This window comes from [Mannheimia] succiniciproducens MBEL55E (assembly GCF_000007745.1).
Taxonomy (GTDB): Bacteria; Pseudomonadota; Gammaproteobacteria; order Enterobacterales; family Pasteurellaceae; genus Basfia; species Basfia succiniciproducens.
Genome location: NC_006300.1, coordinates 2,238,099 through 2,250,697, shown reverse-complemented (window position 1 = coordinate 2,250,697; position 12,599 = coordinate 2,238,099). Strand labels below are relative to the sequence as shown.

Below are 12,599 nucleotides of genomic sequence, written 5' to 3'. Positions count from 1 at the left end.
TATTTTCAAGAAATAAGCACTTTTTTTAAAAATTGTGATTAATATCACATAACCTTTATTATAGGGAGAATGCGTTTTTTGGTGAGCTTAAAAACAAAACGCCTTTCTGAAAAGAAAGGCGTTAATTATCAATTTATGGAAACTTCAGATTATAAGTAGCGTTTGCTTACTACTTTTAAGTTGTCGTCTAAAGTATAAACTAAAGGTTGACCGGTAGGGATTTCCAAGTCCATGATATCCGCATCGGAAATACCTTCAATGTGTTTTGCAAGTGCGCGTAATGAGTTACCGTGTGCCGCAACTAAAACACGTTTGCCCGCTTTAATTGCCGGTGCGATTTGATCTTCCCAGAATGGTAAAACGCGTTCTAAAGTTACTTTTAAGTTTTCACAATCAGGCACAACATCCGCCGGTAAATGTGCGTAACGACGGTCGTTGTGTGCGGAGTTAGGGTCTTTTGGATCTAAAACCGGCGGTAACACATCGTATGAACGGCGCCAAATACGAACTTGTTCGTCACCGTGTTCAGCCGCTGCCTCCGCTTTGTTTAAACCTTGTAAACCGCCGTAGTGGCGTTCGTTCAAACGCCATGTTTTGATTTGCGGAACCCATAATTGGTTAGATTCTTCTAACACTAAGTTACAGGTTTTGATCGCACGGGTTAATACTGAAGTGAACGCGATATCAAATTCGAAGCCTGCGGCTTTTAATTTACGACCCGCTTCTTTTGCTTCTTCCACGCCTTTTTCACTTAAGTTTACGTCTCTCCAGCCGGTGAAAAGGTTTAATGCATTCCATTCACTTAAACCGTGACGAATAAATACTAATTCCATAAAAATCTCCCAGAGTTAGTGGATTAATAAAATAACTGCGCACTTTATAGCAAAAAATAGGTAGTTTTAAAAGCGTAAAACCAATGTTTTCTGATCTTTCGCAAAAATAATGATATTATTTAACATCCGAATTAAATGTTATAGAAGAGAGTTTTGATCATGTGGTTTTTAGTGAGCAATAAAATTCCCCGAAAACTGACCGCACTTTTGGGTTTGGGGCTGTTTTTTGCGTTTCCACTACAAGCGGCAGATTTATCTAAAATCCAACAACAAATCAAGCAGCAAGAGCAAAAAATTGCCGAGCAAAAACGCACGCAAAATCAATTGCAGTCCACGTTAAAAGAGCAAGAAACAAAAATGAGCGGTATGATTGGCGAGCTTCGCCAAACCGAAACCGATCTCAAAGAAACGCGTAAAATTATTAGCGAAACCAACAAGCAAATTAGAACATTAGAGCAGCAGGAAAGAGCGCAAAAAGAGAAACTTGCGAAGCAATTGGATGCGGTTTATCGTTCCGGCAATCCTTCTTCGGTGGTGGAACATTTATTATCCGATGATGCGAAAAAAGCGGATCGTATGAAAGTATATTACGAGCATATGAACCAGGCACGTATGGATGCTATTGCGGAAATTCGTAATACCCGGGCGCAATTGGATGAACAGAAGAATGTGTTGAACACTCAATTGCAGGAACAGCAAACCCAGCTTTCGACGCAAAAGAAACAGCAGCAAGAACTGCAAAAAATGAAAAACGAGCGTCAATCTACCTTAAATAAACTAAGTAAATCCTTAAAACAGGATCAAAATAGATTGCAGACCTTAAAAGAAAATGAAATTGCCTTGCGCAATGAAATTCAACGCGCCGCACAGGCTGCACAACAACAGGAAAAGCGTGAGCGCGAAGCTTATACGGCAAAAAAAGAAAGCGAAGAAAAACGCAGTAATAAACCTTATCAGCCGACTTCACAGGAACAGCAGCTTATCAGAAGTAATTCGGGTTTATCGGGACGTTACGCTTACCCGGTCGTCGGCAGAATTTTACATGCTTTCGGTTCTCAACAGGCGGGCGAAGTAAAATGGAAAGGTATCGTGATTAGCGCGAGAGCCGGAACCGCAGTGAAATCCATTGCCAACGGGCGGGTGATTCTTGCCAACTGGTTGCAAGGTTACGGATTAGTTGTTGTGGTCGATCATGGCAAAGGCGATATGTCTTTGTACGGTTATAACCAGTCGGTGTCGGTGAAAGTCGGTTCGTTGGTTCGTGCCGGTCAGCAAATTGCTGAGGTCGGTAATTCCGGCGGTCAAGGGTCGTCCGGATTGTATTTTGAAATTCGTCGCCAAGGCAATGCGGTGAATCCGATGGGCTGGTTAAGATGATTCGGCATCAATTAAAAAGTGCGGTAAAAAATACCGCACTTTTATGTTTGTTATTCCTGATCTCGCTACCGGCATTTTCGGCGAAATTAGCCATTGTGATTGATGATTTAGGTTATCATCCGAGGGAAGATGCGGCAATTTTGGCGATGCCTAAAGAAATCAGTGTAGCGATTATTCCTTCCGCACCTTATGCCCGTCAGCGTAATCAGCTGGCTTATGAACAAGGACGGGATATTCTTATTCACATGCCGATGCAACCTATCAGCCAAATGAACATTGAGGCCGGCGGTTTATCGATCGGTATGGATGCGCAACAAGTGGCGCATAACGTGCAACAGGCGAAAAATATCGTTTCTCATGCAATCGGTATGAATAACCATATGGGCAGCGCTGCAACGGCGGATAGGCCGTTGATGACCGAATTAATGGCGGAATTGCGCAAACAGCATTTGTTCTTTTTGGACAGTCGTACTATCGGGCGTTCGGTGGCGGAAAAAATTGCCAAAGAAAGCGGTGTTCGCGCCTTGCAACGGCATATTTTTCTGGATGACAGCGATGTCTATGGGGACGTACAACGGCAGTTTCAGCAGGCAATTCATTATGCCCGCAAGCATGGCACGGCGATTGTTATCGGGCATCCGCGAAAAAATACGGTCGCCGTGTTGAGGCAAGGTCTTGCTAATTTACCGCCGGATATTCAATTGGTGAGCATGGGCAGCTTATGGCGTGACGAAAAAGTCGTGCCGCCGGCGCCGTTTATTTTAATTTTCAGTGATAAGCCCGCCCCGACATCCGTCGCACCTTTTGAGCCGGTTCCTTTGTTGCGCGGTGTGCCGAGATAGGTTTAAACTAAAGATCTCGTTGTTTTGCAAAGAGGTCTTTTTTGTTTTGTAAGGAAATATCAGAGTTTAAAAAGACTTTGATTATAAGGAGAATATTATGTCAGAAGTATTTCATCTAGGCTTGACCAAAGCCATGCTAAAAGGCGCTAAGGTCGCTATTGTTCCGGGCGATCCGGCTCGCAGCGAACGTATCGCTAAAGAAATGGAAAATGCCGAATATCTGAATTCAACCCGCGAATTTACCTCATGGCTTGGCTATATGGACGGCGAACCTATTGTGGTTTGTTCGACCGGTATCGGCGGACCGTCAGTTTCAATCTGTGTGGAAGAGTTAGCGCAATTGGGCGTGAGAACTTTCCTACGCATTGGCACGACGGGCGCAATTCAGCCGCATATTAATGTGGGCGATATTTTAATTACAACCGGCGCCGTGCGCTTGGACGGGGCCAGCCAGCATTTTGCGCCGTTAGAATATCCCGCAGTGGCTGATTTTGCCTGCACTAACGCATTATATAACGCCGCCCTTTCGCAGGGCATTCGGCCTTATGTGGGTATTACCGCTTCTTCCGATACGTTTTATCCCGGTCAGGAACGTTACGATACTTTCAGTGGCAAAGTTTATCCGAAATTCCAGGGCACATTAAAACAATGGCAGGATTTGAACGTAATGAATTATGAAATGGAATCCGCCACCTTGTTTACCATGTGTGCGGCATTGGGATTAAAAGCGGGTATGGTTGCCGGCGTGATTGTGAATCGTACCCAACAGGAAATTCCAAATGAAGCGACCATAAAAAGCACCGAGCAAAAAGCGGTTGCGGTGGCGGTGGAAGCCGCAGGAAAAATGGCGAAAGCCTAGTTCGGCTAAATTCAGAAAGTACGTCTATTTTGCGGCGTACTTTTATTTTATCCGCTGTAAAGTGCGGTCAATTTTTTTGATTTTTTTGAGAGGAACATAATGGCAGATCCGCATATTCACTCCCCAATGGACGCTTGGGATTATCTCACGGTTTGTATTTACCGTTCGGGATTTGTGTTAGCCGCAATTTTTACCGCACTTTTGCCTTATTATCCCGATATCGCACAAACGGGCTTATTAGTTGCCGCGGTTTTTTGCGCCTCAAGTTTGCATTTATATTTGAAAAACTTTCGTTTAATCTTGCAGTTTGCAACCTGGATTGCTTTATTATGCCGGCTTTTTTCTCAACCCGAACTGGCGTTTGGCGGCGCATTACTGACGTTAGGCGGGCTATGTTTTAAAGAATATTTTTGCTTCCGCATTTTGGGGTTAAATCTGCAACCGGTTTTTGTCGCTTTGTTATGGGGCTCGGTAGTTTTCGAATTTTCTTTAGCAATCAATATATTATCAGCTATAAGTGCGGTGCTCTTTTTATTACTTTCGATTCAAAAATGGCGCATGCCGTTGCATTTCGATATCGGCGATAAGACAAAATATCAGGTTTAATTTGTGAATTAAAAGTCATTAGGGTCTATTTATCTTTTATAATGAAAGGCAATATGTTTTTTGTGAAAGGATTCACGGTTTTGTGAATTGCGATCCGGTTAAAATAATAAAACGAAATATGGTTTGTCATGCGGGAGAAAAAAGTGAAACCAAGAGAAAGACAATCGGCAATCGTCGAATTTTTACAAATAAATGGTAAAACCGCAGTAGAACAGCTGGCACAAATTTTTAAAACCACCGGTACCACAATTCGTAAAGATTTAACCGCACTTGAAGCGGAAAAAAAAGTGTTGCGGGCTTATGGCAGTGTGGTATTGGTTAACAAAGATGAAATTGATTTGCCGGAAGCCAATAAAACCAACACTAATTTAGAAGTGAAGCGCCGCATCGGGCAAAAGGCGACGGAATTTATTGGTGACGGCGATTCGTTACTTATGGATTCTGGTACGACGGTGTTGCAAATGGTGCCTTATTTGGCTAAATATCGTGATCTTACCATTATGACAAACAGCCTGCATATTATGAATGCGCTGACCGGCTTGGAACGGGATTACGAATTATTGATAACCGGCGGCACTTATCGACAAAAATCCGCTTCTTTCCACGGTATTTTAGCGGAATCTACGGTGGAAAAATTTACCTTTGATAAGCTTTTTATCGGAACCAACAGTTTTGATTTGGATTACGGACTCACTACTTTCAACGAAGTGCACGGGGTGAGCAAATCCATGTGTAAAGCGGCCCGGGAAATAATCGTGCTAGCGGACTCATCAAAATTCCAGCGCCGCAGCCCGAATGTGGTTTGCCCGCTGGAAAAAATTAACACCATTGTGACGGATAAAAACCTTGATCCCGCTATCCATCAGGCGTTAATCGAGAAAAATATTAATGTGATTTTAGTGTAGAAATAAAAAGGTAATAACGGGCTTTTTACTTCAAGGAAATCAACTGTTCGCGCGGGCGAATGACGCGGCTTCAGCGATTAATTCATCGCCTGGGCGTTGTCCGGTATAAAGTTCAAACTGCTCTACCGCCTGTAATACCGCCACCTCCGCACCGGAAATGACCGTTTTACCCTGCTGTCGGGCATATTTGATTAACGGCGTTTCCGCCGGCATTGCAACTACGTCAAAAGCAACCGAGGCTTGGTCAATCATCGCTTCGGGAAAAGAAATAATAGACTCTTCTTTACCGCCGCCTTTCATCCCGATCGGCGTCGCATTCACCAAAATATCCGCATTTTGTCCATAAAGAGAGTCGATATATTGATAGCCGTAGAGTTTTGCCAAATAGCCGCCGGTAGTCGCATTACGCGCATAGATTTTAAGATTGTCGAAGCCGGCATTTTTAAACGCCGCCGCCACCGCTTTCGCCATTCCGCCGCTACCCTGTATGATCACACAAGCAGTCGGTTTGAGCTGATATTTCGCAATTAATTTGGAGATTGCAATATAGTCGGTGTTATAGGCTTTTAGATAACCGTCGGTATTTACAATGGTATTCACCGATTCGATTGCTTTGGCGGATGGCGATATTTCATCTAAAAACGGCATACAGCTCTCTTTAAACGGCATCGATACGGCACAACCGCGAATTCCTAAAGCCCGTACGCCTTTTACTGCATGTTCAATATCGTTGGTGGTGAACGCCTTATATACGAAGTTTAAGCCGAGTTTTTCATACATATAGTTATGAAAACGGGTGCCGAAATTACTCGGTCTGCCCGAAAGCGATATACAAAGTTGTGTGTCTTTATTAATCATACCCTACGCCTCTCGTTAGATTACCCTATTTTTAATGATCGTTTTTTCATTACCGTAAAAATCACCCCGTGAATCGTTAAACTGATAAAAAAGCTGTTGATAATACGTAACACTATACTGGCAACTTCATTCCAAACCAAGGGATATAGTGGGTTGCTCAAATAAAAGATGATCACCGTCAAACTCACTACGCTTAACCAGAAAAACCATTTTTGCTTTGCGCTACGGGAAGAACGGTAAGGGTATTTGCCAGCCATACGACGTTGATAAAGTATTATACTAATCAAGCCTACGGCACCGATGCCGTATTGCAGCCAGTCATAAATATGAAAAATAATTTTGGTCTGCAGTATCGGGAAAAGTTGTACGAAATAGCCGCCGTCGTGAGTTAGCTCGTCAAGGGCGATATGAGTCGCCATGCCTATCCAAGCGGAATATAAAAAAACAATTAACCACGCCAGCGGGTTTTTAAACGTTACTTGCGGCACATTCGAACCGCAAAAAGCGGGTAAATGCTGCTTAATCGGCGTTGCTAAGATCAGTCGATACACCGCATAAAACAGTAAACAAAGCGGTAAATTAACCCATTCGCTGCCAAACAACGTGTGCCCGCCGACATCTGTTTTCCAATGCAGCATATACATAAAGTCGGGCGACATCGTCCCCAATACCAGTGCGGGAAAATGAAAATAGCGGCTATTACGGGGAAAGTACAATACGGTAACCGGATGTGCAAAGGTAAACGGCATTAATACTCCTTATACAAAACAAGCGATAAGATAGTAGCGGCAAGATAAACGGTTCCTAATAAAAAATCTGCAAAAAAATATAGACAACAGTTTTTGTAAATTTATCGCTAAATCCGATTGATTGTGAAATATTGCGTTTATTTTTGTTCAAATATATGGTTATCGGATAAACATATCAAAAAAATATATTTAAAATTTCAATGATTTTAAATATATAGATATAATATTTACCGGAAAAACAAAAATCCGAAAATTTTTACCGCACTTTTAATCTAATAATCTATTGCCCTACAAAGCGAGGCAGAATTTCAGCTTTTTTAGTTTTAACCGCTATTGTTCGTCGCCGGGTGAGTTCATCTCTAATACCTTGTTTTTCAAAGCCGTCTTCAATTACTTGTTGAACATTGACCTGTAACGCGGTTTGGTAAAGCTGCCGAAGGTAGTCTTTTTGCGGATAAGCGGTTTGTTCGAATCCTGTTCTTCCTCTGGTATCCGCTACACAAACCAACATCAGTTCTTCAAATCTTTGCGGTTTTCGCCATACATCTAATTTATTGAATAGTTTTATGACAGTTTCGGGTTTTAGTTCAAAGGCTTTATGAATGTACGAATGATATTCGCAGGTAAACTCGGCTAATTCTTTATAATATGTCGGCACTTTCAAGCGGTTGGATAATGTACGTATAGGCTGAATTCCGGCTTTTTCATGCCCGTAATGATGGGGCAGAATATCTTTAGGTGTAAGCGCTTTGCCGAGATCATGACAAATTGCTGCAAAACGTACCGCACTTTTATTAAATTCAGTGTTTTCCGTAAGCCGAACGGCTTGTTGTAATACCAGCATTGTATGTAAAAAGGAATCGATTTCGGGATGATATTGCGCTGGATTCGGCACACCATACAGGGCATAGAGTTCGGGGAACAATATTTTTAATGCGCCGACTTGCAATAATACCTGAAAATAGATTTCAGGATTTTTTTCCTTTAATGCTTTTTCCGTTTCCTGCCAAACACGCTCTATCGTCAGCTGTTGAAGTTCCCCTTTTTCGGTAATTTCAGCCATCAGTGCGATTGTTTCGGGTGCAATGCTAAAATCTAACTGATGGTAACGAGCTGCGAAACGGGCTACTCGTAAAACCCGTAACGGATCTTCTGCGAAAGCGGGAGAAATATGGCGGAGAGTACGATTTTTTAAGTCGGAAATTCCTTCGTAAGGATCGATAAACTTGCCTTGATTATCCTGCGCGATAGCATTGATGGTAAGATCCCGGCGAATTAAATCTTGCTCTAAGCTGATATGGGGCGAAAAATCACAGATAAACCCTGTATAACCGGCGCCGGATTTTCGTTCTGTCCGCGCCAGCGCATATTCTTCTTTTGTTTTGGGATGAAGAAAAACGGGAAAGTCTCTACCTACTTGTTGATAACCCAGAGAGAGTAATTGTTCCGGAGTAGCGCCCACAACCACCCAATCCCGATCTTTTACCGGCAAATTTAATAGCTGATCACGGACGGCTCCGCCCACAAGATAAGTTTGCATTGTTTATTGAATAGCAAGTGAATATTTCTTCAGGAATCAATTATCCGTTCGATTAAGCCCAACCGTCACGACGGCGACGTTTTGGTAAGATTAATGGAATAATTAATCCGATGAGTAAACCGACGCCTAATACGGAACCGCCATAAATAAACCATTGGATTGCAATTTCACGTTTTCCCGCATCAAGCATGGCTTCCAGATCACGATTTTTATTTTTAGTGATTTCTAATTCTCGCTTAAGTTGTGAATTTTCTTCTAATAATTGACTGCTTTTTTGATCTGCATCTTTGGTGCGACGTTGCATTTCTGTAGTACGTTGCTGCCAATCGGCGTCCAGACGATTTAATTTTGAGGTGAGTTCCTGAACTTGCGCTTTTAAGCGCGGATTTTCTTCTTTACTGCTTGGCGTATCGGTTAATTCGGCGGTTAAAATCCAGGCTTCCCGATTTTTGCTATCTCGAATTAAACTGTATTTTTCTTTACGATCTAAAACAGAAACCGCTTCACCCGCTTGAATTGCGCCTGCAATTTTAAAATTATCGCCGGCACCTTTGCGTAAATAGGTGTTGAGATTTTCAGTGACATATTGTGTTTCAGCCTGAGCGGCTTGAATGGATAAAGTTAATAGAATGCCGGAAAAAAATAATTTGATCAATTTTTGCATAATCATGCCTTGTTAATACTAAAGTTAAATATGTGAATTTGATAGTAATTTTAAGCCTAACTTCTCAATAAAAAACTATGCTTAAAATCACAGGTTTGGAACAACATAAGTGCGGTAAATCTTTGGCAAAATTTACCGCACTTTTTGGGGTTACTTTATATCAGACAAGCAAATTATCTAAAAATTGCATCTAAGATGTAATAAATGATAATAGCAAAAAATGCACCAGCCGGTAAGGTAACGATCCAGGAGGCTATAATATTACGGATTACGGTTAAGTTTAATGCGGCGATACCTCGCGCAAAACCGATACCTAATACTGCTCCCACTAGCGTTTGTGTAGTTGAAATAGGCAAGCCCGTTCCCGATGCTACAACTACCGTTGCGGCGGTAGCAAATTGGGCGGAAAATCCTCGGCTTGGTGTGAGATCTGTGATACCTGTGCCGATAGTTGCCATCACTTTGTAACCCATAACGATTAAACCCACGGCAATACCTGCGGCTCCTAGCGGTAAAACCAACCAGGCAATAGGTGCATTGGCTGCGATGTCGCCGCCGCTTTCTACGATAGTGACGACAGAAGCCAGTGGTCCGATAGCATTTGCCACATCGTTTGAACCGTGAGCGAATGCCATTGCACAAGCTGTCATTAACATTAAAATGCTAAAGACGTGTTCTACGCCGCCAAAAACGCCTTTATGCACCTTTTTGATGAATTTTTTGCTACGAAAATAAAAGTAGCTGATGACAACAGAGACTAAACTTAGGGCAATAGAAATTAATAAGGTTTCTAATCCGGTTAAATTTAATCCTACATGTTTTAAACCTTTGGCAACGGTTACGATGCAAATAATAAATACTGTCGCACCCATTAAGTGCGGCCCGTATTTTTGTGCGTTTCGCAGCGGATGTTCGGTATCAAAAATTAATTTTTGAATACAGAAGAAAATACCGTACGCTAACACACCGGCGATAAAGGGCGTAATGAACCAGCTGCCGACGATACCTGTGAGCGCACTCCATTTTACTGCGCCAGCACCGGCGGTAATACAACCGAAACCGACAATTGCGCCGACAATCGAATGTGTGGTGGAAACCGGCCATCCCCAACGGGAGGCGATTAATAACCAAGAACCGGAAGCGAATAAAGCCGACATCATACCCAACACCAAGGTATCCGGATGGGTGACAAAGTCCATAGGATCAATAATGCCGCTTTTTATTGTTTCCGTTACTTCACCGCCGGCTAAGTAAGCCCCGGCGGCTTCAAAGATGAGTGCGATATAAATGGCTTGTCTGGCGGTAATTGTGCCGGAACCTACCGATGTTCCCATGGCATTTGATACATCGTTAGCACCGACACCAAATGCCATAAAAAATGCAAAGGCCGCAGTGATAAAGATAATAACTGTGCCATAATTATGCAGTAATTCCATAGTTAATTCCCTATGTTGTGTTCATTCGTTATGAGCGAGCCAGCATTAGTTCAATTCGGGAACCAACACGTTGCGCCTGATCGGCAAGCACACCAATCCACTCAAAGGTTTTATATAAAGACATCACATCAATCGGATTAAAACGATCTTCGATTTGACGCAGCATGAGACGCAATTTAATTTGCATTTGATCCGTATCGTCTTCAATTTTATCTAATTCGGTAATCATTGTATTCACAAGATTTAATTCGCGTCCTTTGAATCCGGTTTCCAATAATTCATCCATTTCTTCAATTACGCGATGGGCTTGAACGGTGGCATCCAGGCTACGGCAAACAAACGCCATAAAATCCGCTTGTATTTCGGTTGGGATTTTAAATTGACGACCGATCATACGACCTGCAATATCTTTTGCATAATTGGCTAATTTATCTTGCTGAGTAACCAGTTCTAATAAATCCGTTCTATCGATAGGCAAAAATAACCCGCGAGGTAACTTTAAACGAATCTCGCGTTTTAAGGTATCCGCTTCTCGTTCTGTTTCTGAAATTTGAGCTTGGATATTTTCCGCTTTAACCCAATCGTCTTGGAAAACCGCTTCGACGAAAGGAACGAGTAAACTACAGGCTTCCGTGACTTTGTCTGAATGTCGTTGTAGCGGTTTTAAAGGCGAATGTGCAAATAATCCTAAGATATTGTTTATTGCCATAAATTAACTCCGAGAAAATGAGTTGTTGATCAAAATTTTCGTGCATATTACCCTAATGTTTCGCAAAAATACACGGTTTAAATTGAAAAAGATTTATAATGCACGGGTGATTGACTTCAATCCCATTCAAATAAGGAATAGTAAAGGAACAGATATGAGTGATGAAATAGAATTGAAGTTAGCCGTAAGCCCGCGGGCCGCTGATATTTTGGTACAGGAAATAGCCCGATATCCTATTTTGGCGCAGAAGAAAACTTTTCTTGCCAATTGTTATTATGATAGTGCCGATGGTTACTTCGCTCATCAAAAAATGGGGCTGCGCGTACGCCGGGAAAACGATCGGTTTACGATGACGTTAAAGACGAACGGAAACGTTCTCGGCGGATTGCATATACGTCCGGAATATAATGTCGAACTTGAGTCGGATGCGCCCGATTTATCCAAACTTTCAATTTTTAATGAAACTTTGCCTAAATTACCCGCAGACTTACAAGTTCAACCGGTTTTCAACACGGATTTTGAACGTCATATTTGGTTGCTGGAAGGGGAAAACCGAGAACAAATAGAAGTCGCTTTAGATCGGGGCGAAATTAAGTCAGGTGAAAAAACGGAAATTATTTCAGAGTTGGAATTTGAATTAAAGAAAGGAAATGTTGCGGATTTATTATCCTTTGTTGCCGGGTTAAATTTAACCGATGGCGTACGTTTAAGCGCATTGAGCAAAGCGAAACGAGGTTATCAATTAGCTTATAATCAGAGCCGGAAACCTGTCGATTGGCTGGATAAGTGGCGCGACATTCTTAAATCGGAAGAAAATCACGGAAATTTGACCGCACAATTAAAGGCGTTATTCCATCATGAGCAGCAGCTGGTCGAAGAAACGGTGGCATTAAAGGCGGATTATTTTGCACGGAATTTTCTCACTAGCGTAGAACGAATCGGTGCATTTTTTAATTTGTATCATCATTATATTGAGCAACCTAATTTATTAGGACGGATCGTTAACGAAAAATTGGCGCAAGGTAAGAATGTTGATGACTCGGTTATTAGCGAATTAACGGAAAGTAACAATTATTTATTTAATCAAATTCGGGATTTAATTCGTCTGCACAGCGAAACCAAAGATAACCTATTAGCGCTGACGAAATTAATCGCCTTGTTACATGAAGCTGGTTATGTTCGTCGTATGCTCAATTTAATTCGTTTAACTATGGAGTAACT

13 protein-coding genes are annotated in these 12,599 nt (G+C 42.1%); 6 read left to right on the top strand and 7 right to left on the bottom strand.

The genetic code is table 11. From position 1 onward, the window contains the following. Nucleotides 1-149: 149 nt before the first annotated feature. A complete protein-coding gene (locus tag MS_RS10545; RefSeq protein WP_011201466.1) occupies nt 150-833 on the bottom strand; it encodes a 2,3-diphosphoglycerate-dependent phosphoglycerate mutase in 684 nt (227 codons plus the stop codon). A 159-nt stretch (nt 834-992) separates the two neighbouring features. Here MS_RS10545 and envC point away from each other — a divergent pair, with 159 nt between their 5' ends. The 5 genes from envC to MS_RS10520 all read left to right on the top strand — a co-directional run bounded on the left by envC (nt 993) and on the right by MS_RS10520 (nt 5,422). Next, entirely contained in the window at nt 993-2,210 is a 1,218-nt protein-coding gene (envC, locus tag MS_RS10540; protein ID WP_041640104.1) for a murein hydrolase activator EnvC, read from the top strand. Further along, entirely contained in the window at nt 2,207-3,052 is an 846-nt protein-coding gene (locus MS_RS10535) for a divergent polysaccharide deacetylase family protein (protein ID WP_011201464.1), read from the top strand. The genes envC and MS_RS10535 overlap by 4 nt, the downstream gene beginning before the upstream one ends. A 97-nt stretch (nt 3,053-3,149) precedes the next feature. Next, entirely contained in the window at nt 3,150-3,911 is a 762-nt protein-coding gene (gene udp / locus MS_RS10530; RefSeq protein WP_011201463.1) for a uridine phosphorylase, read from the top strand. A 99-nt stretch (nt 3,912-4,010) separates the two neighbouring features. Beyond that, nucleotides 4,011-4,517, top strand: a complete 507-nt coding sequence (locus MS_RS10525) for a DUF2301 domain-containing membrane protein (protein WP_011201462.1) — start codon at nt 4,011-4,013, stop codon at nt 4,515-4,517. A gap of 143 nt (nt 4,518-4,660) precedes the next feature. Further along, on the top strand, nt 4,661-5,422 hold the full coding sequence (locus MS_RS10520; RefSeq protein ID WP_041640283.1) for a glucitol operon DNA-binding transcriptional repressor SrlR: 762 nt from the start codon (nt 4,661-4,663) through the stop codon (nt 5,420-5,422). Between the two features lie 39 nt (nt 5,423-5,461). On the opposite strand, the gene MS_RS10515 is transcribed toward MS_RS10520, so the two are convergent. The 6 genes from MS_RS10515 to MS_RS10490 all read right to left on the bottom strand — a co-directional run bounded on the left by MS_RS10515 (nt 5,462) and on the right by MS_RS10490 (nt 11,378). After that, on the bottom strand, nt 5,462-6,280 hold the full coding sequence (locus MS_RS10515) for a shikimate 5-dehydrogenase (protein WP_011201460.1): 819 nt from the start codon (nt 6,278-6,280) through the stop codon (nt 5,462-5,464). 20 nt (nt 6,281-6,300) lie between these two features. Then, nucleotides 6,301-7,029, bottom strand: a complete 729-nt coding sequence (locus MS_RS10510) for a DUF4184 family protein (protein WP_011201459.1) — start codon at nt 7,027-7,029, stop codon at nt 6,301-6,303. Between the two features lie 280 nt (nt 7,030-7,309). Next, nucleotides 7,310-8,569, bottom strand: coding sequence for a multifunctional CCA addition/repair protein (locus MS_RS10505; protein WP_011201457.1), 1,260 nt, complete (start codon nt 8,567-8,569; stop codon nt 7,310-7,312). 52 nt (nt 8,570-8,621) lie between these two features. Continuing rightward, nucleotides 8,622-9,233, bottom strand: coding sequence for a TIGR04211 family SH3 domain-containing protein (locus MS_RS10500; protein WP_041640103.1), 612 nt, complete (start codon nt 9,231-9,233; stop codon nt 8,622-8,624). 173 nt (nt 9,234-9,406) lie between these two features. Beyond that, the gene (locus MS_RS10495; protein WP_011201455.1) at nt 9,407-10,669 is read right to left on the bottom strand and encodes an inorganic phosphate transporter; all 1,263 of its coding nucleotides are present in this window, start codon (nt 10,667-10,669) and stop codon (nt 9,407-9,409) included. Between the two features lie 28 nt (nt 10,670-10,697). Beyond that, nucleotides 10,698-11,378, bottom strand: coding sequence for a TIGR00153 family protein (locus MS_RS10490; protein WP_041640102.1), 681 nt, complete (start codon nt 11,376-11,378; stop codon nt 10,698-10,700). 154 nt (nt 11,379-11,532) lie between these two features. Between MS_RS10490 and MS_RS10485 the strand changes: the two genes are divergently transcribed. Further along, entirely contained in the window at nt 11,533-12,597 is a 1,065-nt protein-coding gene (locus MS_RS10485; RefSeq protein WP_041640101.1) for an inorganic triphosphatase, read from the top strand. Nucleotides 12,598-12,599: the final 2 nt, after the last annotated feature.